The following is a 24,213-nucleotide window of genomic DNA, read 5'->3' on the forward strand; positions in this document are numbered from 1 at the left end:
TCGGTTCCGCTAATCGGCGGTAGGTTTGGCTTCAGAAGAATCGGCTGGTTTCTCCACTGCAGACGCTGTCTTGCCGTGATCGGCTGCTGCGTGCGGTTTGGCGCGAGGAGCGAAAAAGAGAACCGTCACGGCGCCGGCGACAATCAAAATTAGTCCGGCGAAGTAAAGCGGGTTGGCTTGTCCCCACAGCCCCTTGGTCGTCATCGAGATAACCGTGATGATGATCGGCGCCGTACCAAAAACGAGCGGCATGACGATCCATGGTTTCGAGGCGCTGCTGCCGGCGCTAAACGCCAGTACGATCCCCAACGCGCCCAACGTACCAAAAACGCCGGCGGCGCCGCTCCAACCGATGCCGCTAAAGTTCCAACCTTCCCACAGCTTGCCTTGCGAAGCGAGAATCGCTCCTGGGATCAGAATGGCGACGACAAAGTAGGCGAAGCCGACGCAGATCAGCGGCTTGAAAGAACCCCCTAGTCTTGCTTGCCCTTCATGCAGCACCGCGCCGTACGATCCCCAGCAAACTGCTGTTAACGCAACGCCGCACAACATGAAGATTAGCTTTTCGAGACTTTCCATCACCGGCTCCCCGATCCCATTTAATTGTTAGAACGACTATTCTCGTCATTGTAACAGCCGCGCCAAGGGAAGGGCAGGGCGAGCCAAACGGGTTAGTACGCTGGATTACGAACCACGCGCGACGCCAACGCGTCGGCCAAGGGATCATCGTCGGGGTCGCAAAATCCAGCGTGCAGATGCCGTCGCCAGCCTTCGGCAAATGAGAACTTTGCGGAAAGATGCCCCACTTGGCGATCCAAATCACGGAGCGCTTCCAGATACGAGCCCATCCCCTGGCTTTGGTCGAGCCACTCTTTCTGGCTTTTATGGCAGGCCAGCATATCGACTTTCCGCTCGACTAGATCCGCCGTTTCGACAAACAGTTCCGGCATGACCAGTTGGCCGAGCGGGTCCCGATTTTGGTACGGCTGGGCGTGATAGACCGTCACCTTTTGCTGGGTGATCGCGCGCGGCGGATTGACCGAAAAGTTGGGCATGCCGCGGCAAAACGCGCCGGTCACCGCTAGTCGGGCGACTTGCATGTGATCTTCCATATAGTCGCTCGGCGCGTGCGTCAGCACGATCTCCGGCTCAATGGCCCGCATGACCGAAGTCACTTTCGCCAACAATTCAAGCGAATAGATCACTTCTAGATCAGCGCACAGCGGCGCGTGAAAGTGCGCGCCAATCGACGCGGCCGCCGCCTGGGCTTCAGCCAGGCGAATGCGGGCGGTCGTCTCGCGATCGGTCGTCATGCTGCCGCAGCAGCCGTCGGCGACGTTCCAATAATGGATCTCGTAGCCGGCGTCGGCGAGCGCCATCAGGGAGCCCGCCATCAGGAACTCGATATCGTCAGGATGGGCCGCGATGGCCAAAGCGGAACGCTTCATTAGTGCATTTGAACCGTGCAAGTTCCCAAACCGCCGCGGAAGTAGTTGAAGCGAACATTCGGGTGATCCGCCAACAACGACATCGGCACCGCCGAATCAGGAATCTTCTTGGCGATCATCAGCGCCGTCAAGCGTTGCCCGAACGGATTGTCGTGCGCGCCGGCTTGCCAGATCGAAACGCATTCCGACTTCCAAGTCTCTTTCGGTCCGACGGTCACCGCCGAAAGGGGAACTTCGGTCACGACGCCGCCGCCAGAGGTGCGTGCGTTTTGCATCACCGTCACCGGGTGAAGATCAACGACGCGGGTGCCTAGCTGACGATATTCTTCTGGAGTGGGCGGCGCGTCGACATAGTCGCCGGTCCGCGGGAAGGGATCGTTGAACGCCCAGTGCTTTGCGTCTCCCTGACCCCCTTGCATAACCAGGCAGCGCGCCTGATCCCACGACGCGATATATTCGGCCGCGTCCACCTTGGGGAAGTGAATGTTCTCGGTCGGCATCCGCAGTTCGGGTTTGATCCGATCAAACAGCAGGTCGTGATCGGCTTTGGCGAACCCGAGCGGAAATTCAAACGGCACTTCTTTGCCGTCGACCACCCATTCATCCATGCCCCAAAAGTGGGCGTGCTTCAGATCGATCTCTAGCTCGTTGACCAGTCGCGCGACCAGCGGCAGTTGTTCGGTCGGGCCGATGGGTCCGCAGATGCCGCACGGATTGTCGGCGGTCGCTTGTTTCCAGGCGGTGATGTATTCGAGCGCTTCGGCCAGATAGAAATCTTCGAGCGTGTCATACATCCGCACTTCAAAGCCTTCGCGGGAAAAGCCAAGCAGGTCTTCCGGCGTGACGCGGGCCGCATCGTCCAGTAGCTCACGATCGAGCGTTGTGAAGTCCCACCACTGTGGTGCAAGGATGCTGCGAGATCGCATATCGAATTCTCTTTGGCGAAGTCAAGGAAGGTAGTGAGGCAAGTCGCCCGATTTTGCCTTCGCACCGGCGCTGTGTCAATCTTCGGAATGCGAAGTTTCAGGCGATTGTATAAAACCTGTCAGGTGTGTGCGCAAGATTGCTTCGACTTGCTCGCGCTGCTCGGGAGCAACTTGAATCGGGAGGCTTCCTGGGCTAACGCCGATTAGTTGCAGTTGGTTGGGCTGATAAGCGCCCCAGCGATAAGTTTTGAAGTTTTTCCAGTTGAGCAGCATCCCGCCCATCAGCAACCCGTTTTCGCGGAACTGAGTCGCGGTCGAAGACCTCAGAATGTAAATGAACTGAAAGGTCATCACCAACGGGGCGATCCTATTCATCACTTCGAGCATCCACGATGTCGGCGGATTTGACTTACCCAACAAATGGACCTGAACCAGTATCAGGAAAATTGGAGCAACGCAAAGGATAACCAATCCAACGCTTCTCCAAATCTTCGAGCGAATCGACCTTTTATCGTCCATGACGAGCAAAAGTCCTCCGGCGCGAAGCATCGCGTTGCGGCGGATCTGGTCAAGTATCGTCCAGAAGACAATCGCGCCGACAAAGATGCAAATCGCGCTACGCAAGATCTCCATCCATTGCGACTGGTTAAAAGCACGCATCCACGGCGCCGAAAACATCAACAGAATCGCAATCGCGGTGATGATCACGGTCGCTTGAGCAAGTTGAAACTGCGGCGGGCGAAATCGGCTTGGCGTTGACTCGGAGGCGATGTTTTCTTCCATGCGATCACTTCACGCCTGTGATACAATTGGGGGAACTTCAGATCGTTAGATTAGGCGGAGCTGCGGCGACATGCAAGAATCAGGGGAGCAGCGGCGGCCAATCTCGCGCGGATGGCGCATCGCGCCGCTCCTGTTGTTGGGGATCGGCTTCCTGGTCTTTGACTTTTTCGTGACGCGAGGGTTTGGAGCGGGGTACGGCTATTCCACCGAGTTTATCCAGGCGTTATGCATGGGAACGTATGTCGTCCAGATCGACCTGATCGCCATCTGGAGCGCGATGGGACCGGGGCGAATGGTCGTACGGATTCCTTGGGCGCTGTTGGCGATTACCTTGGTGTTTGTCGTTCACCAACAAGGCGCGACGGCCTTGTCACGGTATCTATTTTCGGACGAAGACCGGTCGATGTTAGCGGCGGTTTTGATATGGGGACTGATCGCCGCAACAGGGAGTTTCTTGGTTTACCGAGTGGCGACCCGTCGACGCTTGCTCCACCGCGACGCTTCTTTGGAACGATCGCAACGTTTTCATTTGCAGCATCTGATCGGCGGCGTCTTCTTGCTAAGCGTCACAATGGGAATGCTCAAAGCGTTTGAGTTCCCCATTGTGTTTCCCGCGTTCGACATCAGGCCGTTAATTAGCGTCGGGATTTTCACGGTCGTGAATCTCGCAATCACCTTGCCGACGCTTGTCTTGTCGTACCGAATGACTTTCGCATTTCGCTACTTGGTGCTGGCCGGGATTTGTGCGGTGGTGACGCTCAGCGAAGTCGCTTTGCTTTTCATGATCTCCGGGGCAGGGGCGCCGCCGGATCTAGGCAAGATTGTCTTGATGTTCTTGCTGATGAATCTCGCACAAGGTTTCTTGCTATCGCTGATCTTATCGATGGTTTGTTGGAGCGGATACGAATTGCGATTGGTGACCAGCGCCGCCGCGGTTCCGCCCAAGATGAAACACGAATCGTTGACCCTCGCCGAGGCCGATCCCTGGTCGGAATGATGAAATCGAGGAGAGCCAGCAACGCTAGCGCCGGCAGCCGAATAACAACCAATTCACGCGGGATTTCAGACGCTGTAAGCAAACCTTCGCCAAGCGGCGCAGCTTTCCTCAAGCCGATCAACGACACTAGTCGAAGTTAATGAGGATCCCCCGAGCTGCGCGCGCATCTCGAGAGTAGCTAGCACGCATCGTCAACGACCGAAAACGATGGCGACCGGAACCTCCCCGATAAACCCGACTCCCCCCCCGCGACCACGTCAATTGACTTGGATCGAAGAGGCGTTTTTCAATTGGATCGCCGATTGGGGAACGCTGGGGATCGAATTTACGATCGCCGTCGGCGATATGTCGCTGTTCGCGCTGCGGACCATGCAATGGCTCTTTAATCGCCTGCCAAAGCGGGAAACGCTGGTGCCCAACTTCTACCAGGTCGGCGTGATGAGCCTGCCGGTGGTGGCGCTGACCGGAACCTTTATCGGCATGGTGTTGGCCGTACAAAGCTATTTTCAATTCCGGCAACTGGGGCTCGAGACGCGACTGGGCGCCGTAATTAACATGACGCTGGTCCGCGAACTGGGACCAGTGCTCGCCGCCACCATGTTGGCCGGCCGCGTCGGCAGCGCCATGGCGGCCGAACTGGGAACGATGCGCGTGACCGAGCAGATCGACGCGCTCGATAGCATGGGGACCAATCCGATCCATTATCTCGTGGTGCCGCGATTCTTGGCCTGCGTGATTCTTATCCCGGCGTTGACCGTGATGGCCGACTTCATGGGGTTTGTCGGCGGCTACTTTTACTCGGTCAATATCTTGGGGATCGATCAGCACTACTACATGTACAACTCCGAGCAGTTTGTGCAGTCGTGGGATATTTTCTATGGTCTTATTAAGAGCGTCTTCTTTGGCGGGACGATCGCGATCGTCAGTTGTCATCGCGGGTTCCATTGCGAAGCTGGCGCCGAAGGGGTCGGCCGAGCTGCGACTGCGGCGTTCGTCTATTCGTTCGTCTTTATTTTGGCGATCGACTTGGCGCTCGGGATTGGGCTCGATTCGATCTATAACTATATGTGGCCCGATCATGTCGTCTCCATTAGCGGAGGTTAAACGTTGCACGCGCGGTTAGAAGAAGATCGTTCCGAGCCGATTCTGGATGTCGATTCGCTGCATGTGCAGTTCGGCAGTCAGATCGTGCTGCGCGATATCTCGATCAAGATTCCCCGTGGGCAAACGTTGGCGATCATCGGCGAAAGCGGTTGCGGCAAGACGGTGCTGTTGAAGACATTGATCGCACTGATTCGTCCAACGCAAGGGCAAGTGACGTTTGACGGCCAGAACCTGCATAAGATTTCGGAACGAGAATTGACCAAAGAACGGATTCGCTATGGATTCGTCTTTCAAGGCGCCGCGCTGTTCGACAGTATGACGATTGGGCAGAACGTCGCTTTTCCGTTGAAACAGCATACGCACAAGCCGATTGAAGAGATCCGCCAGATCGTGTTTGGGTTGTTGGCCGATGTCGGTCTTCCCGATTCGATCGTCTGGAAGAAACCGGCCGAGCTCTCCGGCGGCATGCAAAAGCGCGTCGGATTGGCGCGTTCGTTGGCCCTCAAGCCGGAAGTGATGTTGTACGACGAACCGACGACCGGGCTCGATCCGATCATGAGCGACGTCATCAACGAGCTGATCCTGCGAACCCGATCGCGCTACCCGGTTACCAGCATCGTGGTGACGCATGACATGCGCACAGCCCGTAAAGTGGCCGATCGCGTATTGATGCTTTATCCCGCAAGCCGCTTGAAGGGGGACGAACCGCAGATTTTGTACGATGGACCGCCGGAGGGACTCGACGAGTGTACCGATCGTCGCGTCACGCAATTTGTGCATGGCGAAGCGGGGGAGCGGATCATGGAAATGCGCGAAGCGGCGGGAGTATAACGCGACATGGACGATCGCATCTTACAATTTCGCGTGGGAGTCGTCATGCTGGCGGCGCTGATGATCGCCGGCATCCTCTTCTTTTTGTTGGGCGAATTTCCGACGCTCGTCACCGATCGTAGTACGCTCTACGTCGTCTTTGATCAAGCGCCGGGAGTGACCGTCGATACGCCGGTGCGCACCTCCGGCATTTTGATCGGCCGCGTCAGCGACGTCGCGCTGCAAGAAGACCGGGACGTACTGGTGACGTTGAAAATCGATCGCAAGTATATGCCGCGCTCGAATGATGTTTGTCGCATTACTTCCGGCTCTATCCTAGGGGATGCGCTGCTTGAATTCGTGCCTGGCGAACGTCCCACGCAGCAGGTGACCGTCTTGCAGGACAAGGCGATGATCGAAGGGTTAGTTGCGAACAATCCGTTGGACACGCTGCGGAATCTCGAAGGGCAGATGGCCAACGCGCTCTCTACGATCGATCAAGCAGGACGCGAAGTCGGCACGTTCGCGCACAACGCGAACGAGATGTTGGTGGGGAACGAAAATCAATTCCAACGCATCCTGCAAAAGTCAGAGCTGGCCCTCGATCGATTTGATAACGCGATGTTAGCGATCAACAATCTGGTCGCTGACGAAGAGCTGAACGAACGCTTGCACGAGGCGTTGCAAGGCTTGCCCGAAACGTTAAACGAATCGCGCGCGTTGATCGAACGCATGCAAGGCGTAGTCGACAAAGCGGACCGCAACCTCGAGAACCTGGAAGGCTTTACCGAGCCGCTGGGCGAAAAGGGAGAACAGTTGATCGCCAATCTGGAAACCAGCACCGAGAATCTGAGCGAGATGATCGAGCAACTCGCTCGCCTGGCCCGGGCCGCCAACAATCCGGATGGTTCGTTGGGGCAGCTGATGAACAATCCAGAGCTCTATCAAAATCTGAACGACGCGGCCGAAAACATCCAACAGATTTCGACCAAGCTGAAGCCGATCGTCAACGACGTTCGCGTCTTCACCGACAAGATTGCCCGCGACCCGGGGATCATTGGTGTCCGCGGAGCGCTGAAGCGAGGACAGTCGGGGATCAAGTAGTCAGGTGGATGGAACAATCGCGGAGAACTCAACTTCCCTCGCTTGCGCAACCCACCTTCGACTTGCGAGCGCCTTGTTGGTTTTCGCTCCGCTGCGCCCAACCTACATGACTACATGACGGAATTTTTTGGCGCGAACAAAAACTAGCGAGCCCGCTCGACTTGGAAGTCGAGTGAGCTGTTCGCTCCTTCTACTTTCGCTTCGAGCGGAGTTCTTTCTCGGTTGGCGAACTTCCCGGCTATCTGGGATTGCTTGCCATATTCGCTGAATCCCTGGATGGTGACTTGGTAGTTTCCCTGGGGAACTCCGTCATCTCCGGAATAGGTTCCCATGTAATAGGACCCATCCGACTCGATGACCCCTTCGGAACTGATGTTTTGCGCTGAGTCCGCAAAGATGATAAGTCCGCCGGTGACAGGCGAACCATCGGTATAGGTCACTTTGCCCGAGGTTGGATAGGTCGCGATTCCGCCGGGACTGCAACCGGTCAAATGGAGCATTAAAATCGCCGCCAACAAAGCGCTGGAAGCATATCCTCTTGTTTTCTTCACGAGTCAACCTTTGCTATTCGTAGCAAACAACAGCACGTCTGTTTGCCTGCCCGGTAATCTGAAAAAAAACAAGTGCGAAACGCTCGTCGTCGCGGTTCGCACTAGCCAGTAAACCACCGCTAGAGAGGACTTAATCCAGTCGGTAAGTCCTGCCGTCGCGGCGATCCGCCATCAGGTACAAATTGACCGGATCCACGATGGTCGCCACGTTGTGGACGCTTCCATCGCAAAACAAGAATTGGGCGATGCCGGGATGGTAGCTGCCGAATCTCTTTTGGAAACCGCTGTTTTCGCGGTGATAATTGGGTTCGCGAATGATCGTCCACTTCGAGTTTCGCACGATCGTCCACGTCCTCCAGTTGCTGGTGTACCAAAAGTAGAACGTCCCGTCGCCGTCGCTCGCCTCTTTATTGAGGTTGTCTTGGGCGACATGTTTTTCGCCGAGCAACGAGGTGTTTGAGAGACCGTCAGTAATGCTGGCGAACTTGGTTTGCGACCGCCAGCCGGTGATCTGGTTTCCGCTGACGGTTCCTCCGGTGGAGTGAATCAATGCTCCGTAATGAACATTCGGACTGGCCCCTCCCTGTTCAAAGCGATCGCAGTCGTCCGACGATTCTCGGTTGCCCGTGGTCGCATAGTCGGCCGCGGCGCCCTGCGGAGTCTGTTGTACTCCTGAGCGGCGACTAGGGCAGAGCAGCGCCGGTATCGACGCCGCGGGACTCTTGATGAACGTGTTGTTGTCGCCGCTCGTGAATTTTGCGGTCATATCAAGTTGATCTTGAACGTTCTGCAATTCCATTTGCGGAAACAGCAGCGGAAAAAAGGTGCCGAACTCATTTCCGATCACCGCCGGAGGCAAAGTGCCGTAGGTGTCGTGAAAATTGTGAACCGCCAGTCCGAGCTGTTTCAAATTGTTGCTGCATTGCATCCGGCGAGCAGCTTCACGGGCCTGCTGGACTGCCGGCAACAAGAGCGCAATCAAGACTCCGATGATGGCGATAACGACCAATAGTTCAACGAGGGTGAAAGCCAAGCGGCTTCGTAGTAAGCGGCGTTGCATGGGGCTCCTCAATCGTTCGAGGGATGGGGCGAATTCGTAAGAAAAGCGAAATCACGAAGCGACGAATAACAGCAAAGAAGCTCTGGCGTATCGCGATCCCTGCTAATCAAAGCAAGTAACCTGCGTTCTATTAGAAATCATTCCGGAAGATTGAACTTCGCAATTCACCTAAAATGGGTGAGCTTTTTACTGCGTACAGCGCGAAATGAGCCCAGAACTGTCGGTGTCGCTCAATTGGACCCCTGATTTTTTCGCAGATCCCGCCGCCAAGCATTTGGCTTCTGCAAAGGGGCGATAAGAATAAAGAACGTGCGATCACCAGAAAATAGGGGCACTCCGTTAGGCTCTTCCTTTCCCCAAGTCAGGTAGGGTGGATGGAGCAATCGCGGAGAACTCGACTTCGCGCGTTCAACGTCACACGCTTGCGCAACCCTCCTTCAACTTGTGATCGCATCGTTGGGTTTCGCTCCGGCTGCACCCAACCTACATGCAGAGCCGTTGTGACGGACCAGCTAGTTCCGATAGTCGGCATGACAAGCGTTGCATGACTTTTTGAGCTTCGCCAGATCGTCGCTTAGGCCTGACTTTTCGCCGTGCTTTAATTTCGTCTCGATCGTCTGGGCGATCGCTTCTGACGATTGCAGCAGCTCGCGGAACTTCGCGTCATACGCGTTCTCTGCCAGTAACCGTCCTGCTTCGTGCAATCCTTCGCGCAAGATCAACGCTTCGCCGACCGGCGTCAGATCGGGGTGATCGGCCGGCGTTTTCCATTGGGCTTTTTCGATCAGCACCAGGTTGTCATAGATCCGATCGATGTCGGCCATCGCCGCGGCGAGCGACTCGACCTGGGCGACTTCGACCAACATCGGTCGCGGAGCGTCAGCGGGAAGAGGCGTGAACTCGTGCACGTTTTTCCACAGGCCGGCATAGTCGCCGCTGGTCCCGGCCTGATGCATGAACGCTTCGGCTTGGGCGGTATTGAGCGAGCCTTCGGCCAGACAGGCGATCGCGACGCCGGCCGGTCCACGATGTTTGCCGTGATGGCAATGGAAGTAAATCTGGCCCGGATACTGCTTCATTACTTCGGCCAGTTGAGCTTGGGCGGCGCCGGGTACGCCGTTGTAGCCGAAGGGAATATGGACGTATTTCAGCCCCTGCTTTTTTGCGGCGGCGATCTCGGGTTTGGCGCCGTCGACCGAGACGATCACTTGGACGCCGAGCTTGGCGAGGGACTCAAAACCTTCGGCGCCATGCGGCTGACTCCCGCTCCAGACGCGCGGCGTGACTTGAAATAGATGATGCACGCCGGGCGGATCAACTTGCTTGGCGGCGGGCCCTTCCGGCGGCGCCGGATCAGCGGCCAATAAGATCGGCAGCAGCAACATCGGGGCAAGTTGCATGGCGAGATTCTCCGCAAGCAAATGGATAAGCGTGCGGACATTCTAGTTGTGGTTGGGTGGTGACGCCACAGAAGCGGAAAGTTGAAAAAGGATTTAGAAAAAAGAGGGGCAGAAAAAGAGGAGTCGGTCAGAAAAAGGGGGGCAGACCCCAATTTTGCTGCAAAATTGGGGTCTGCCCCCCTTTTTCTGACGGGCTTTTTTCTTTCACGCGTCTACTTTTCGGCGGAAGTGGGAAGCGTCGTTTCGAGCTGCACTAGCGGCGGATGCGACTGCGATTGGTTGACCGCTTCGCCGTCTTTGATGGTCGGGCGCCAGTTTTTCAACTCGAAGTGGCGGCCATACGCGCCATAGTCATGGAAGGCGAACTTTTTCAGCAGCCAATAGGCCCAACTTTTCTCCGGCACTTCGCGGCCTGGGTTGTACTGCGAAGGGTTGGTCTGCAACTCGTCGAGTTCTTGATAAGCGGCGCCGCGAACCGTCGTATCTTTCGCTTCGTTTTTCCGCGCATATTCGTTCAGCAGATCGGGACGCTCCAAGATGATGCAGCCGCGCGTGCTGCTGGCGGCCAACTCGCGAAAGCCTTGCAAGAATTCAGACTCGTTGAAAACCTCTTTCAACGGACGCTCGTCATGGATCGACTCTTTGGCGAACTGAATCACCGGGCAAGGTTCGATATCGCCGTAAGGAGAGATATGATGCGTGAACCCGGTCGCGGCGGGACACAGCGCGTTGCCATCAGCGTCGTAGTAGGCGTCGATGATCGCAATCGGCTTCTTGCAACGCATCTCGACGACAAACTTGCGGGCCTGGTATTGTTGCTCCGGCGTCAGCGCCAATTGCGGATTCGGTTCTGGCCCGACGATGCGGTAGATGTGGTACCACGTGTAGAAAACCCCCATCTCGATCAGGCGGTCAATCCACTTCTCTTGCAGCAGGTCGTCGTAGTTGGTTTGGCACAAGCTGGTGCAGACGCCGGTTAGCAGTTTGTTGCGGGTGCAGTTTTCGATCCCTTCGATCGATTTGCTATAGACGCCGCCGCGGCCGCGGCGCTCGTCGCTGATGATCTCGGATCCTTCAATGCTGATCAGCGGCGTGACGTTGCCGAGCCGGCGCAGTTCTTTGGCGACTTCATCGGTGATGAAGTGCCCGTTGGTGAAAACTTGGAAGTAGGCGTCGGGATGGCGTGCGAAGATTTCGAGCAGATCGGCATGCATGAAGGGTTCGCCCCCCAAGATGCCGAAAAACGAGTTGCCCATCGCTTTCGCCTGGTTTAGCAAACTGTCCATCGCGTCGATGTCGATTTTCTCTTGCTTCGCCGCGACATCGACCCAGCACCCCTGACAGCGGAGATTGCAGCTGTTGATGACCGAGATATAGAGGAACGGGGGGAAGAACTCGCCCCGCTTGAGTCGCGATTTGTGCTTGACGACGCTCCGCAGACCCTTGTAGCCCATCAGCCAAGCGAATTTGGCGACCAGGCGTTTGTCGGTTTCCAGGAGAGCTCGTTTGGCGAGTCGCAGATACATAAGCTCGGCACGGTCGAGGGTTACGGCGAGGGGAAATTGCGGGCAAGCGATCTGTCGTTCATTCTACCACCAAGAGCCGTGGGAAGACAGGAACGCGGCTCCGTCGACAGTCGCGCCGCTGGCACGTAAACTGAATAACCCCGTCTATTCCCACCTTCCGCCGCTTGGATACCGCCTTGTTGATGGACCTAGATCGACTTCAGCGCTGCTATGCGATTGCCCGCGATGATCTGCTGACGCAGCGCAATGCGCAGGGGCATTGGACCGGTGAGTTGTCGACTTCGGCGTTGTCGACCGCGACGGCGGTCAGCGCTCTGCAATTGGTGGTGCGGCACGATCCGGCTCAAAGCGAGCGTTTGCTGCCGCTGATTGAGGGGGGAGTGCGATATCTTACCGAACATCAAAACCCCGACGGCGGCTGGGGCGACACCGATCGCAGTTATTCGAACATCGCGACCACCATGTTGGCGGTCGCCGCGCTGACGATCGCCGGAAGGCGCGAACAGTTGGTGGAGCCGCTCGCCTTCGCCGAGAACTATATCGAAGCCCAAGGAGGCATCGCCGGCTTGCGGCGACGCTACGGCAAAGACAAAACGTTCGCCGTGCCGATCTTGACCAATTATGCGTTGGCGGGGCTGGTCGAATGGCGCGAGGTTTCGCCGCTGCCGTTTGAACTCGCGTGCCTGCCGCAGAAGTTTTACAAGTTGGTGAAGCTGCCGGTTGTCAGCTACGCGATCCCGGCACTGGTCGCGATTGGGCAAGCGCGCTACTTCCATCGGCCTCCCTGGAATCCGCTGATGCGGGGTCTGCGTGCGGCGGCGGTGAAGAAAAGTCTTGCGGTGCTGCAGCGGATGCAGCCGGCGAGCGGCGGTTATCTGGAAGCGGCCCCGCTGACCAGTTTTGTCGTCATGAGTCTGGCGAGCATCGGTCAGGCGACCCATCCGGTGGCGCAAAGCGGCGTGCAGTTTTTGGTCGACTCGGCTCGCGAAGATGGCAGTTGGCCGATTGACTCGAATCTCGCCAATTGGGTGACGACCCTTTCGATCAATGCGCTGGCGGATAGCGGCGAAGATGTCCACCAACTCGATTGTTTGCCGTGGGTACTCGCGAACCAATACCAAGAGACGCATCCCTTTACCGGTGCCGATCCTGGAGGTTGGGGATGGACCGATCTCAGCGGTTCGGTCCCTGACGCCGACGATACTCCAGGGGCTATGTTAGCGATCGCACATTTTTTTCATTCCCCTAGCGCCGACAATGAAACGCGTCGCCAGATTGCGACGGCAGCAAAGAAAGGCGCACGTTGGCTGCTCGACTTACAGAATAGCGACGGCGGCTGGCCCACCTTTTGCGCAGGTTGGGGGACTCAGCCGTTTGATCGCAGCGGGAGTGATTTGACGGCGCATGCGATTCGAGCACTGCATGCCTGGCGAAGTGAACTAGGCGATTTGCCGGTTGAGCGGGGGATCGAACGCGGATTTCGTTACCTCCAGAAGCAGCAGCGTGACGACGGATCTTGGTTGCCGCTCTGGTTTGGAAACCAGGACCTGCCTGACGACGAGAACCCGATTTATGGGACGGTGAAGGTTTTGCTGGCGTATCGCGACCTCGGAAAAATGTCGACCAGAGCCGCCCAAAGAGGGGGGGCGTGGTTGGCTGCGCGTCAAAATGAAGATGGCGGTTTTGGAGGCGGACCGAGTGTTCCTACTCTTTGCGGGGGGGGCGGTGAGAGCAGCGTTGAAGAGACCGCGCTGGCGATCGAAGCCTTGTTCGCGGCGGAAAACCCCGCTATTTCGCCAGAAATTATCCCTCAAGCGGTCGGTTGGCTCTGTCAGCGTGTTGAAGAAGGAAGCTACGTCAACGGTTCGCCAATCGGTTTTTACTTCTCGAAGCTGTGGTATTATGAAAAGCTCTACCCGAGAGTCATGACGGTTGCGTCACTCGGCGCCGCGCTGCAAGCCAACGCCAGCGTCCCGCCTGCGCCCGAGACAGTAACCACATCTTCCGATCATTAAGGAATGTTCTCCCTTGGCAATTGCACCGATCGACTCCAATAGCGCAGACTCCGAGCCGGGCCGCAAGCGCAAGTCGCGTCGTCGTCAGACGGCGCACTTGAAGCAGGTCCCTTCGTCGAAGCAGTTGCGCGAGACGATCCGCGCCGCGTGCGTGCAGGTAGCGGCGGGTCTCGACAAGTCGCGTCCCTTGCCGAAGGACGAGATGGAGAAAGTCGTCCGCGATCTCTTGAGCGGTTTAAACCAGCCTGACAGTTATGTCGGTTGGACCATGGTGATGTTCGCTTCTGAGTTTTGGCGCGATCAGGTCGCCGCCGTGCCGCATGATCGCCGGTTGTTTCTGTTGCCGCATTGCCTGAAACATGCCGAAGGTTGCCCGGCCGACTATGACCAGTTTGGCCTCGACTGCAAAACGTGCGGAGCTTGCAGCATCGCCGACTATCGCACCATCGCCGAAGAGATGGGCTACAAAGTGCTGGTCGCCGAAGGTTCGCCGATCGTGCTGAAGATCATCGTCAGCGGGCATGTCGACGCGATCGTCGGCGTCGCTTGTTTGAACGTACTCGAAAAAGCGATTGATAAAATTTTGCTCGCCGGCATCCCCTGCATGGCGGTGCCGCTGCTCTCGAGCGATTGTCGCAATACGTCGGTCGACGAGGACTGGGTTCATGACATGATCCAAGTCCCGCATCAACAACCGCAGCAAACGACCCGCAGCTACGTTCACTTGATGCGCGCCGCTTCGGCGATGTTCGAGCCGGAAGAACTGACGCGTCTGGTGCAGCCGCAGCGCAAAGGTCCGACCCTGGCCGAAGTGAACGGTCGCGGCGCAGCGGCGCTTGATCCGATCGCAGCGACCGAAAAACTGGCGCTCGATTTTCTGGCCCGCGGCGGCAAGTATTCGCGACCATTCACCACGCTGGCAGTCTATGACGCATTGACTGGCGGCGAAGGAACCGCGGCCGGCGGCGCGGCGCGAGTTAGCGAATATTCGGACTCGGTCAAACGAACCGCACTCGCGATTGAGACCTTCCACAAAGCGTCGCTGGTTCATGACGATATCGAAGATGACGACGCCTATCGTTACGGCGACGTCACGATTCACCGCAAGTACGGCGTGCCGACGGCGATCAACCTGGGCGACTACATGATTGGTCTGGGATATCGCCTGGTCAGCCGCGACATGGCGCAGTTAGGGGGCGAAACGGCGGGCCGCATCATTGACTGTCTGGCCGACGCCCATATGCGATTGTCAGAAGGGCAGGGCGCCGAGCTGCTCTGGCGCGACGCTGCGGACAAGTCGCTGAAGCCGGTCGACGCGTTGAAGATCTACGCGCTAAAAACTTCCCCCGCGTTTGAGGCGGCCCTGCAATGCGGCGTGCTGCTCAGTGGAGTGGAGGACGATTATTCCGATTCGATGCGGTTGTTCGCCAGACACGTGGGCGTCGCTTTCCAGATTTTGAACGATCTAAAAGATTGGCGCGGCGATAGCGATAACAAACTCTCCGCTGGCGGCGACGTCTTGGGAGGCCGACCGACCGTTTTGTGGGCGCTGGCGTTAGAAAACCTGAATGAGGCGAATCGTACAGAACTGATCCAACGAATCAGCGATGATTCGCAAAGTCCGGCGTCACGCGTCGCTCGAGTTCGCCAGTTGTACTCGACGGCCGGCGTGTTTGACGCCGCCGAACGTTTGGTCGAGAAATACCGAACTCGCGCCGAAGAAATTGCCGATCAGTTAGAGCCGGAAGAGCTGCGCCGTTTGATGTACTACTTGATCGACACGATCCTGGATGACCCCGCCGCATCGCAGCCGCCGATCGTCATGCACACGTTGACGGCTGATTTGGCCGTCACGCCCGCCTGAGACCCTGCCCACCGACTGACTTCTGGATTGCGAGAGGAGTGAAGTTGAACGACCGTCAACGCACGACGCCTGACTTGGATGAGTTGGTGCGGCTGTTTTATCGCAATCCGAGCGAATTGGGGGACTTCACTGAGATTTCCGCCGCCGAGACGCCGGAACCGTTCGCCCAATTGTTGGCCCACGATCATCACATGACAGTGACGGTCGAACGCTTTCATGATTCGCCGGTCGACGTGCAAGTGCTCGATACGCTGACGATTGGATCGGCCTATTCACGCAAGATCCTGTTGTCGAAACAAAGCGACGGCAAAGTGGTGCAGTTTGGCGTCGTTCGTTTGCACTGCGACTTTCTCAGCGAGATTGTCGAACGCGAGATCAAAAGCGAAAAGATTCCGGTCGGGCGCGTTTTGATCAATCACAACGTCCTGCGTCAGGTGCAACTGACCAGTCTATGGCGCATCGCGCCGGGCGAAGAATTGAGGGATCTGTTGGCATTGGCCCCCGGTGTGGTCATCTACGGTCGCACCGCACTGATCTTTTGCGACGGCGAACCGGCGGTGGAGTTGCTAGAGATCGTGACGCCCTAATTGCGCCGGGCCCGGCGCCTGGCCCTCATTCCTTCCTCTGCGATCTTTTTCTTTGAATTTGTCTTTCGCCCATCGCCTGCTTCTTCTAAGATAGGCGTTGAAACAACTGTTGTTTGCACCTCCTAGCAAGCGACGACACGCCTTCCCCGCGCATGTCTACATCATGAAATACCTCGTTTGGTCTCTCGTCGTGGCCCTGATCCTTTTGCATCAGGACTTCTGGAATTGGGATAACGCCAATCTCGTATTTGGCTTTATCCCAGTGACACTGCTGTATCAGGTTTGTATTTCGTTGGGGGCCGGGCTGACCTGGTTCCTGGCGGTTCAGTTCGCCTGGCCGCAAGAACTGGAATACATCGAACAGCAGATGGAAGAAAAGAAGGGAGAAGAGTAATCATGGTGTTTGAACCAGGCGTAACTCAGCTAGTCATTATTTGTTTTTACCTGGCGCTGCTGCTGGCGCTCGGTTTGTTTTCGAATCGCCTCTTTAGCGGTTCCAGCAAAGACTACATGCTGGCGAGCCATTCGATCGGCCCGTTCTTGCTGTTGATGTCGATCTTCGGCACCACGATGACGGCGTTCGCGCTCGTTGGTTCGACCGGTGAGTCCTACAAAGAGGGTGTCGGCGTCTACGGATTGTTGGCCTCTTCTAGCGGGATCATTCACTCGCTTTGCTTTTTTGTGCTCGGCGTCAAGCTATGGTCGTTTGGTCGAAAATATGGATATACGACGCAGATCGAATTTTTCCGTGATCGGCTCGAAAGTGACAAGCTCGGGATTTTGCTCTTCCCAGTCTTGGTGGGACTGGTGATTCCTTATTTGTTGATCGGCGTGATGGCTTCCGGCACGGTGGTTACTGCGGTGACGCGCGGCGCGTTTCCGGTTTGGTTTGAATCGACGCAAGGAGGCGTGCCCGGTTGGCTAGGAAGCTTGGTGATTTGCGGAGTCGTGTTGACTTACGTCTTTTTTGGCGGGATGCGCGGCACCGCTTGGGCCAATACCTTTCAGACGATTGTCTTTATGGTGCTCGGGTTGGTCGCCTTTTTTGTCATTGCTTCGCAGATCGGCGGAAAAGAAGGCCTTTGGGCGAACCTGGTCGCCGCCTCCGAATCGATCCCCCGTGACAAGTTGGTTCGGGCCGGGAATCCCAGCATGTCGTACCTGAGATTTGCAACCTATATGTTTGTGCCGTTATCGGTCGGCATGTTCCCGCACTTGTTTCAGCATTGGTTGACCGCTCGGAAGGCGAGCAACTTTAAGCTGGCGGTCGTCGCTCATCCGCTGTTCATCATGATCGTTTGGGCGCCGTGCGTGTTGATTGGAGCTTGGGCGGCTGGCAACTTAGTGCCGATTCCGCCGGCGGTGGACGCCAACGCCAACGCGATTTTGCCATTTTTGGTGAAGCGTTTTTCTGGCGACGTGCTGGGGGGCTTTTTGACTGCCGGCGTTTTGGCGGCGATCATGTCGTCGCTCGATAGCCAGTTCCTCTGCGTCGGCACGATCTTCACCAACGACATCGTCGTCCACTACGGCGGCAAGAATCGCTTTACCGACAAGCAAATCGTCATGATCGCGCGGACGTTCATCATCTTGATCGTCGCGATCACCTACGGGCTCAGCTTGCTTGACTACCGCCGCGTCTTTACGCTGGGCGTCTGGTGTTTCAGCGGGTTCTCGGCGCTGTTCCCGCTGATTCTCGCGGCGTTGTACTGGAAAGGTCTCACCAAAGCGGGTGCGTACGCGTCGGTGATTACGGCGATTAGCTTGTGGTGCTACTTTTTCTACCAGTCTGACTTTGCTGGAAATCCCCATTATTCGGTGCTGGATATGATGCCGGTGGCGCCGATGTTGGCCGGTTCGACGCTCGCTTTAATCCTCGTTTCGCTGGTAACTCCCCGGCCTAGCGAAGAAACCTTGCAAAAGTTTTTCCCGGCGAAAGACTCGTAAGTGACTGTTACCCTTTGATTTGCGACAATCGTGCGGGTTCTGGCAACCTGCAGTTCGGCCCTTGCTGTCGGCCGCGATTCCGTTAAAATCTGAGGTTTCGACTCGATACAAAACAATCGATAGTAGCTTTTTCGATTCCATAGGATGCTATGAAGCCTGCCAACCGATTCAAGGCTCGTAAACGGGCGAAGACCAAAGCCCGCGTCACACGCAAAGACCCGATCTTCGTCGACGGCAAACGCCCGCGACCGATGTTCGTGGACTACAAAGACGTTGAGCTGCTGAAAAAGCTGACCAATCGCCATGGCCGGATCGTCGGTCGTCGCAAGAGCGGTTGCACCGCGGTCAGCCAACATGCTGTGACGCAGGCGATCAAACGCGCCCGATTCATGGCTTTGCTGCCGTACGTGAAGGACTAACGTCCTTTCCCAGAAAGGGACGTCCCTGCCGACGCACGCTGCGAACGAAGGAAGCCTGCCCACCTGTGCAGGCTTTTTGCGTGCGCTGATTTGAATCGAACGCCAACGAAGAGCTCGCGCCATGCCTGAGGTTTACCACACAAAGCGACGGGTCGAATTTCGTGACACCGACGCCGCCGGCATCATGCACTTCTCGGCGTTCGCCGTGTACATGGAACAAGTCGAGCACGAGTTCCTACGGCATGTCGGGCTATCGGTCCATACGCCGGACGGCGACGCGACGATCAGTTGGCCGCGGGTCTCGATCCGCTGCGACTTTCAAAGTCCGGTTCGATTTGAAGACGAGATCGATATTTCGATCGTCGTGAAAAAGATGGGCGCCAAAAGCGTGACGTACGGATTCAAGTTCACGCATGACGGTCGACCAGTCGCAACCGGCGAAACGACCGCTGTTTGCTGCCGTATTTATCATGCGCTGCCGCCGCAGTCGATCGAAACGCCTGTTTGGTTTCGCGACAAGATCACCCCTTATCTTGTCGCCTAGAACAATCGGGGGCGCGCTGATGAACAACTATCTGCCGGAATTGACGGTCCGCATTGCGATGGGGCTGGGCGAAGTAGACGCCGAGATCCGTGATCGCCACACGCGCTTTATCGCCGCACGGCAACAAGCTGATGGCGGGTTCGGCGGACGCGAAGGCCCCAGTGATCTCTATTACACTTCGTTCGCGCTCCGCTCATTGGCGATCCTGGGCGAGTTGCACGGCGATCTGGCGGACCGCGCATGTGACTTTTTGCGATCGAAACTCGGCGGACAAGAGACGATTGTCGACTTTCTTTCGCTGATCTATGGCGCCGGTCTGCTGGAAAATAGTGCCGGAGTCGAAGTCTTCGCCGGCGCCGCCGACGATTGGCGATCGCAAGTCGCTGCGGCGCTTGAGAAATTGCGCCGCGATGACGGCGGTTACGCCAAAGGAGAGCTTGGTTCGGCCAGCAGCACCTATCACACTTTCTTGGTGCTCCTCTGTTTGCAACTGATTGAGCGGCCGATTGTGCAGCCAGCGCGAATTCGCGATTTTCTGCTTTCCCAAGAAGCGGACGATGGCGGCTTTCGCGAGATTCGAGCGAGTAAGCGAGCCGGCACCAATCCTACCGCCGCCGCGATCGGCGCGCTGCGGATTATTGATGGGTTGGATCAAGAAGTGGCCGACGGTGCGATCGACTTTTTGCTCGAAATGCAAAATGACGAAGGAGGACTGCGAGCCAACACGCGGATTCCGATCGCCGATCTGCTGAGCACGTTTACCGGTTGTCTGACGTTGACCGATCTGGGGGCGCTGCACGAGATCGACACCGCCGCAGCGATGCGTTACGTTGAAGGTCTACAACAACCTGACGGCGGCTTCTTTGGCGCCGTTTGGGACGAAGTCGCCGATGTCGAATATACGTTTTACGGCTTAGGCGGCCTCGCGATCTTGCATCCTTAGACGCACTCGCCGCCATGTCCGATCTCGACGTTGTTTCACTGCGTAAAGAATATCCGACCCGCGGCGAACCGCTGGTCGTGCTTCAGCAAGCCGGTCTGTCGCTGAATGCCGGCGAAAATCTGGCGATCCTGGGGCCGAGCGGTTCCGGCAAAAGTACGCTGCTCTACTGTCTCGGCGCGCTCGAGTCGCCGACAAGCGGCAGCGTGACGCTCGACGAACAAAATCCGTTTGACCTGGCCGAGCCGCAACTGGCCGATTTCCGCAATCGCAAAATTGGGTTCATCTTTCAGGATCATCATCTGCTGCCGCAGTTGTCGGTGCTGGAGAATGTGTTGGTGCCGACATTGGCCAGCGGCGCTGCGACCAGCGAATTGGTGGAGCGGGCCAAGTATCTCATCGAACGAGTCGGACTCACCTCGCGAATCAGTCATCGACCGGCCGAACTGTCTGGGGGCGAGCGACAACGGGTCGCCGTCGCACGCAGTTTGATTCATCAGCCGCGTCTGCTGTTGGCGGATGAGCCGACCGGTAATCTCGATCGAACCAACGCCGAAACGATCGGCCGGCTGTTGCTCGATTTGCAGGCGCAAGAGAACGCGATGCTGATCGCGGTGACGCATAGCATGGAGTTGGCCGAGATGTTCGCCGCGCGGCGAAGTCTCGACGATGGACGTCTTACCTAAACGACGCGCGCAGGAGATAGTCGGCATGGATCAAATGCGACTTGCGCTTCGCAGCGCACGTTATTATTTTTCGATCAACCTGGCGGTTGGACTGGGCGTCGCCGCGGCGACCGCGGTTCTGACCGGAGCGCTGCTGGTCGGCGATTCGGTTCAGGGGAGTCTGCGGGACTTGTCGTTGGATCGTTTGGGAGACGTAACGCACGTCGTCTTGGCGGATCGCTTTTTTGCGCAGGATCGAGCGACGCAACTCGCCTCTGGAAACGAACGGACGGCGCCGATGATCTTGCTCCGCGGCAGCGTCGAACATGCCGGCGGCGACAATCTGCGTCTGGCCGGCGGCGTCTCGATCTTTGGCGTGGACGATTCGTTTTGGAAGCTGAACCCGCAGTCGAAACCGCCGAAGTTCGACGGCGACAACTCGATCATTCTGAATGCGCCATTAGCGGCCGAGCTGAACGTCGCCGTGGGAGATGAAGTCGCGATTCGCTTGCCTTCGTCCAACGATGTGCCGGCCGATAGTCCGCTGGGGAAGAAGTCAGGCCGCGTAAGGGGAATTCCACGGTTGAAAGTTGCGGCGATCATTCCGGCCCAAGGATTGGGGAGATTCGGGCTGTTTCCGAATCAACAGGCGCCGCTCAATGCCTTCGTTCCGCTCCCTTTGCTGGAAGATTCGCTGGACCAACCGAACAAAGCGAACGCGATTCTGGTCGCCGCGCATGACCCCCAGCAAACCGCCGCAGAGTTGGCGAACAAGTTGACGCTCTCCTTGGATGATTTCGGCTATCGCTTCGATCAAGTGCGACAAGAGTTCACGGCGGAAGGGGAAGACCCGCAAACGATTTTCGACTACTACCAACTCAGTTCGTCGCGAATGATCTTTGGCGATGCGGCGGAAGCAGCGATCTTACAAGCGGCGGGCCCGCAAGCATTTTCGATCTTTACCTATTTGGCGACGTCGATCGAAAAGAAAGCGACCGACGACGAAGCGATTCCTTATTCGACCGTGACGGCGCTCGACCCGGCGTCGTTGGCCTATCCGCTGCTTGATGCCACCGGCGAACCGATACGAATGCTGGCGGAGGATCAAATCATCTTGAACTCCTGGTCCGCCGAGCAACTGGGGGCCGCGATTGGTGATCGGATCGAGATCGCCTACTTTGAGCCGGAGAGTTCGCACGGAATCGCCAAAGAGACATCGCACCAGTTTCAAGTAGCGGCGATTACGCCTTTAACGCAGCCTGATAGTCCGGCCTCGCGAAGAGGTCCGGCCGAGTTCGACCAGCCGCCGACCACGGCGAACGATCCAGACCTGACGCCGGAAGTGGAAGGGATCACCGATCAAGATTCGATTGACGATTGGGATCCGCCGTTTCCGTTCGACAATCGTCGGATCCGTGGAGTCGATGACGAATATTGGGAGAACTATCGCACCACGCCGAAGGCCTATGTTTCGCTGAGCGCCGGCAAAAAACTGTGGGGAAGTCGGTTCGGCGACGCGACGTCGATACGGATACCGGTTGCGGCGATGGCGAAAGAAAAACTGATCGCCGATGTCGAAGCCGCGCTCAATCAGCGCAAAGAGGAACTTGGTTTCCGCTTTTTGCTCGCTCGCCAGAATGCGCTGCGAGCGGCTAGCGGTACGACGCCGTTCAACGGATTGTTCCTCGGTTTCAGCATGTTCATTATTGCGGCGGCGCTGATGCTGACTTTGCTGCTGTTCCAATTAGGCGTTGACCAGCGAGCACGTCAAATAGGACTGGAAGCGGCGGTTGGTTTGCGAATGAAAGCGATTCGCGCGATGTTGCTGATCGAAGCGACGATAGTCGCTTCGTTGGGCGGACTGTTGGGGGTGATCCTGGGCGTTGGTTATGCCTGGGTGATGCTGTATGGACTACGCACGTGGTGGGTCGCGGCGGTGGTGACGCCGTTCTTGCAGTTGCATCTTGATAATCCAGCGACGCTGCTGATTGGATTGACGAGCGGCGTATTCGCTTCGTTGGGCGCCATTCTTTGGGCGCTGCGGCGATTGCGGAAAACATCACCACGAGCTTTATTAGCAGGGCAAACCGCGTCGTCGCAAGATCAACAACCGGGACAAGGCCGTTGGATGATTTATGTCGGCGGAGCTCTGATTGCGGCTTCGATCGGATTAGCGGTATTGGCGACCACGTTAGCAGGCGAAGCTCAAGCCGGCGCCTTCTTTGGCGCTGGAGCCGCGATGCTGGCGGCGCTGATGTTTCTGGAGCGGCGATATCTGCAGTGGCGCGCGACCGAACGTTCTGCTGGCGTTGGTTTCCAACTATCGCAGTTGGCGCTAAGCAACGCGGCGCGCAATCCGGGACGGAGTACGTTGACGATTGGACTGGTCGGCGCGGCGTCGTTTTTGATCATCGCGATCAGCAGCTTTCGTTTGGCGCCGACCGAAAGCGGAACCGGCGGCGTGGACTTGATCGCCGAAAGCACGCAGCCGATCTTCCACGACCTGAATTCGCCGGCCGGCCGTTACGATCAAGGATTTCGCGAAACCGACGAACCGCTGCTGGCGAAAACGTCTATCTTGGCGATGCGGATGCAACCGGGGGACGATGCAAGTTGCTTGAACTTGTATCAGTCGAACAGTCCACGCGTGCTGGGGGCGACGCCGCAGATGATCTCCCACTACTCGCAAGAGGGCGCGGCGCAGTTTGAGTGGGCGGGAACCGTGGCGACAACGCCAGAAGCGAAGGCGAATCCATGGTTGGTGTTGGAGAAATCGGCCGATGGCGAGAACGCGCCGATACCCTGCGCGCTTGATAAGAACACGGCGATGTATGCGCTCCATCTGTTTGGCGGCGTCGGTGAAACCTTCGAGACGACTGATCCGGATGGACGGACCACCCAATACCAGGTCGCCGGGCTCCTTTCGAACAGCATTCTGCAGGGAAGCTTGATCGTCAGCGAACAGAATTTGCTCGATCGCTTTCCCGATACCAGCGGCTACCGGATGTTTTTGATTCAAACGCCGCCGGGAGAAACCGAACAGGTCGCATCCGTGTTGGAAGATCGTTTGAGCGAAGATGGATTTGACGCGACCGATGCAAAGCAGACATTGATCGACTTGTTAGCGGTGCAGAATACGTATCTCTCGACGTTTCAAAGTCTTGGCGCACTTGGGCTGTTGCTCGGAACCTTTGGGTTGGCGACGGTTCAGGCACGCAACGTGATCGAACGGCGCGGCGAACTTGCGTTGCTGCAAGCGGCCGGATTTCGCCGCAATCGTTTGGTGCGGCTCGTGCTGCTAGAAAACGCGGCGCTGTTGTGCGCCGGACTAGGAACCGGCGTCTTGGCGGCCCTGGTCGCGGTCTTGCCGCACATGCTGTTTGGCGCTGCCGGCGTTCCGTGGGGAACTTTGACGGTGATGTTGGGACTGATCTTTGTGGTTGGCTTGATCGCAGGGCTATGGACCGCGCGATCTTCCTTGCGAACGCCGCTGATTCCCGCTTTACGCGGCGAGTAACCGCTC

The 24,213-nt window shown here is 57.3% G+C and carries 22 protein-coding genes; 14 read left to right on the plus strand and 8 right to left on the minus strand.

Features of this window, described 5'->3' with window-relative positions:
* Positions 1-9: 9 nt before the first annotated feature.
* The 4 genes from M4951_RS06265 to M4951_RS06280 form a co-directional block, all read right to left on the minus strand.
* Complete coding sequence (locus M4951_RS06265; protein WP_262025627.1) at positions 10-579, minus strand: hypothetical protein; 570 nt, start codon at positions 577-579, stop codon at positions 10-12.
* A gap of 92 nt (positions 580-671) precedes the next feature.
* Positions 672-1,448 carry a PIG-L deacetylase family protein gene (locus M4951_RS06270; protein WP_262025628.1) on the minus strand — a complete coding sequence of 259 codons (777 nt, stop codon included), beginning with the start codon at positions 1,446-1,448 and terminating at the stop codon, positions 672-674.
* On the minus strand, positions 1,448-2,374 hold the full coding sequence (locus M4951_RS06275; protein WP_262025629.1) for a glucosamine-6-phosphate isomerase: 927 nt from the start codon (positions 2,372-2,374) through the stop codon (positions 1,448-1,450). The genes M4951_RS06270 and M4951_RS06275 overlap by 1 nt, the downstream gene beginning before the upstream one ends.
* A gap of 75 nt (positions 2,375-2,449) precedes the next feature.
* Positions 2,450-3,157 (minus strand): hypothetical protein, encoded by a 708-nt coding sequence (locus M4951_RS06280; protein ID WP_262025630.1) that lies wholly within the window; start codon positions 3,155-3,157, stop codon positions 2,450-2,452.
* Positions 3,158-3,227: 70 nt separating this feature from the next.
* Here M4951_RS06280 and M4951_RS06285 point away from each other — a divergent pair, with 70 nt between their 5' ends.
* From M4951_RS06285 to M4951_RS06300, 4 genes are all read left to right on the plus strand, one after another.
* Complete coding sequence (locus M4951_RS06285) at positions 3,228-4,154, plus strand: hypothetical protein (protein WP_262025631.1); 927 nt, start codon at positions 3,228-3,230, stop codon at positions 4,152-4,154.
* A gap of 207 nt (positions 4,155-4,361) precedes the next feature.
* Positions 4,362-5,258: an MlaE family ABC transporter permease gene (locus M4951_RS06290; protein WP_262025632.1), complete on the plus strand. Its 897-nt coding sequence runs from the start codon at positions 4,362-4,364 to the stop codon at positions 5,256-5,258.
* Between the two features lie 3 nt (positions 5,259-5,261).
* On the plus strand, positions 5,262-6,089 hold the full coding sequence (locus tag M4951_RS06295; RefSeq protein ID WP_262025633.1) for an ABC transporter ATP-binding protein: 828 nt from the start codon (positions 5,262-5,264) through the stop codon (positions 6,087-6,089).
* Between the two features lie 6 nt (positions 6,090-6,095).
* Complete coding sequence (locus M4951_RS06300; RefSeq protein ID WP_262025634.1) at positions 6,096-7,172, plus strand: MlaD family protein; 1,077 nt, start codon at positions 6,096-6,098, stop codon at positions 7,170-7,172.
* A 143-nt stretch (positions 7,173-7,315) separates the two neighbouring features.
* Here the strand turns inward: M4951_RS06300 and M4951_RS06305 are convergent, their stop codons facing one another.
* The 4 genes from M4951_RS06305 to M4951_RS06320 all read right to left on the minus strand — a co-directional run bounded on the left by M4951_RS06305 (position 7,316) and on the right by M4951_RS06320 (position 11,709).
* Entirely contained in the window at positions 7,316-7,723 is a 408-nt protein-coding gene (locus M4951_RS06305; RefSeq protein WP_262025635.1) for a carboxypeptidase-like regulatory domain-containing protein, read from the minus strand.
* A 130-nt stretch (positions 7,724-7,853) separates the two neighbouring features.
* Positions 7,854-8,783 (minus strand): DUF1559 domain-containing protein, encoded by a 930-nt coding sequence (locus M4951_RS06310; protein WP_262025636.1) that lies wholly within the window; start codon positions 8,781-8,783, stop codon positions 7,854-7,856.
* A gap of 512 nt (positions 8,784-9,295) precedes the next feature.
* Positions 9,296-10,183, minus strand: coding sequence for a hypothetical protein (locus tag M4951_RS06315; protein ID WP_262025637.1), 888 nt, complete (start codon positions 10,181-10,183; stop codon positions 9,296-9,298).
* Positions 10,184-10,395: 212 nt separating this feature from the next.
* The gene (locus M4951_RS06320; RefSeq protein ID WP_262025638.1) at positions 10,396-11,709 is read right to left on the minus strand and encodes a radical SAM protein; all 1,314 of its coding nucleotides are present in this window, start codon (positions 11,707-11,709) and stop codon (positions 10,396-10,398) included.
* Between the two features lie 182 nt (positions 11,710-11,891).
* Here M4951_RS06320 and M4951_RS06325 point away from each other — a divergent pair, with 182 nt between their 5' ends.
* The 10 genes from M4951_RS06325 to M4951_RS06370 all read left to right on the plus strand — a co-directional run bounded on the left by M4951_RS06325 (position 11,892) and on the right by M4951_RS06370 (position 24,207).
* Complete coding sequence (locus M4951_RS06325) at positions 11,892-13,724, plus strand: prenyltransferase/squalene oxidase repeat-containing protein (protein ID WP_262026900.1); 1,833 nt, start codon at positions 11,892-11,894, stop codon at positions 13,722-13,724.
* Between the two features lie 13 nt (positions 13,725-13,737).
* Positions 13,738-15,588 carry a polyprenyl synthetase family protein gene (locus tag M4951_RS06330; protein ID WP_262025639.1) on the plus strand — a complete coding sequence of 617 codons (1,851 nt, stop codon included), beginning with the start codon at positions 13,738-13,740 and terminating at the stop codon, positions 15,586-15,588.
* Between the two features lie 38 nt (positions 15,589-15,626).
* Positions 15,627-16,175: a hypothetical protein gene (locus tag M4951_RS06335; RefSeq protein WP_262025640.1), complete on the plus strand. Its 549-nt coding sequence runs from the start codon at positions 15,627-15,629 to the stop codon at positions 16,173-16,175.
* Positions 16,176-16,338: 163 nt separating this feature from the next.
* Positions 16,339-16,569 (plus strand): hypothetical protein, encoded by a 231-nt coding sequence (locus M4951_RS06340; RefSeq protein WP_262025641.1) that lies wholly within the window; start codon positions 16,339-16,341, stop codon positions 16,567-16,569.
* A 2-nt stretch (positions 16,570-16,571) separates the two neighbouring features.
* Positions 16,572-18,122 carry a sodium:solute symporter family protein gene (locus tag M4951_RS06345; RefSeq protein ID WP_262025642.1) on the plus strand — a complete coding sequence of 517 codons (1,551 nt, stop codon included), beginning with the start codon at positions 16,572-16,574 and terminating at the stop codon, positions 18,120-18,122.
* Between the two features lie 149 nt (positions 18,123-18,271).
* Complete coding sequence (gene rpsR, locus M4951_RS06350; protein ID WP_002651629.1) at positions 18,272-18,541, plus strand: 30S ribosomal protein S18; 270 nt, start codon at positions 18,272-18,274, stop codon at positions 18,539-18,541.
* 121 nt (positions 18,542-18,662) lie between these two features.
* On the plus strand, positions 18,663-19,085 hold the full coding sequence (locus tag M4951_RS06355; protein ID WP_262025643.1) for an acyl-CoA thioesterase: 423 nt from the start codon (positions 18,663-18,665) through the stop codon (positions 19,083-19,085).
* Complete coding sequence (locus M4951_RS06360; RefSeq protein ID WP_262025644.1) at positions 19,075-20,028, plus strand: prenyltransferase/squalene oxidase repeat-containing protein; 954 nt, start codon at positions 19,075-19,077, stop codon at positions 20,026-20,028. The genes M4951_RS06355 and M4951_RS06360 overlap by 11 nt, the downstream gene beginning before the upstream one ends.
* Before the next feature lie 14 nt (positions 20,029-20,042).
* Entirely contained in the window at positions 20,043-20,711 is a 669-nt protein-coding gene (locus tag M4951_RS06365) for an ABC transporter ATP-binding protein (protein ID WP_262025645.1), read from the plus strand.
* Between the two features lie 25 nt (positions 20,712-20,736).
* A complete protein-coding gene (locus tag M4951_RS06370) occupies positions 20,737-24,207 on the plus strand; it encodes an FtsX-like permease family protein (RefSeq protein WP_262025646.1) in 3,471 nt (1,156 codons plus the stop codon).
* The last annotated feature ends 6 nt before the right edge of the window (positions 24,208-24,213 follow it).

This window comes from Blastopirellula sp. J2-11 (genome assembly GCF_024584705.1).
GTDB lineage: Bacteria > Planctomycetota > Planctomycetia > Pirellulales > Pirellulaceae > Blastopirellula.

Excerpts from the sequence above, each read along its gene's own strand:
- M4951_RS06265 (WP_262025627.1), bottom strand. The coding sequence starts at position 579 with ATGGAAAGTCTCGAAAAGCTAATCTTCATGTTGTGCGGCGTTGCGTTA.
- M4951_RS06270 (WP_262025628.1), bottom strand. The coding sequence starts at position 1,448 with ATGAAGCGTTCCGCTTTGGCCATCGCGGCCCATCCTGACGATATCGAG.
- M4951_RS06275 (WP_262025629.1), bottom strand. The coding sequence starts at position 2,374 with ATGCGATCTCGCAGCATCCTTGCACCACAGTGGTGGGACTTCACAACG.
- M4951_RS06280 (WP_262025630.1), bottom strand. The coding sequence starts at position 3,157 with ATGGAAGAAAACATCGCCTCCGAGTCAACGCCAAGCCGATTTCGCCCG.
- M4951_RS06285 (WP_262025631.1), top strand. The coding sequence starts at position 3,228 with ATGCAAGAATCAGGGGAGCAGCGGCGGCCAATCTCGCGCGGATGGCGC.
- M4951_RS06290 (WP_262025632.1), top strand. The coding sequence starts at position 4,362 with ATGGCGACCGGAACCTCCCCGATAAACCCGACTCCCCCCCCGCGACCA.
- M4951_RS06300 (WP_262025634.1), top strand. The coding sequence starts at position 6,096 with ATGGACGATCGCATCTTACAATTTCGCGTGGGAGTCGTCATGCTGGCG.
- M4951_RS06310 (WP_262025636.1), bottom strand. The coding sequence starts at position 8,783 with ATGCAACGCCGCTTACTACGAAGCCGCTTGGCTTTCACCCTCGTTGAA.
- M4951_RS06315 (WP_262025637.1), bottom strand. The coding sequence starts at position 10,183 with ATGCAACTTGCCCCGATGTTGCTGCTGCCGATCTTATTGGCCGCTGAT.
- M4951_RS06320 (WP_262025638.1), bottom strand. The coding sequence starts at position 11,709 with ATGTATCTGCGACTCGCCAAACGAGCTCTCCTGGAAACCGACAAACGC.
- M4951_RS06325 (WP_262026900.1), top strand. The coding sequence starts at position 11,892 with ATGGACCTAGATCGACTTCAGCGCTGCTATGCGATTGCCCGCGATGAT.
- M4951_RS06340 (WP_262025641.1), top strand. The coding sequence starts at position 16,339 with ATGAAATACCTCGTTTGGTCTCTCGTCGTGGCCCTGATCCTTTTGCAT.
- M4951_RS06345 (WP_262025642.1), top strand. The coding sequence starts at position 16,572 with ATGGTGTTTGAACCAGGCGTAACTCAGCTAGTCATTATTTGTTTTTAC.
- rpsR (WP_002651629.1), top strand. The coding sequence starts at position 18,272 with ATGAAGCCTGCCAACCGATTCAAGGCTCGTAAACGGGCGAAGACCAAA.
- M4951_RS06355 (WP_262025643.1), top strand. The coding sequence starts at position 18,663 with ATGCCTGAGGTTTACCACACAAAGCGACGGGTCGAATTTCGTGACACC.
- M4951_RS06365 (WP_262025645.1), top strand. The coding sequence starts at position 20,043 with ATGTCCGATCTCGACGTTGTTTCACTGCGTAAAGAATATCCGACCCGC.
- M4951_RS06370 (WP_262025646.1), top strand. The coding sequence starts at position 20,737 with ATGGATCAAATGCGACTTGCGCTTCGCAGCGCACGTTATTATTTTTCG.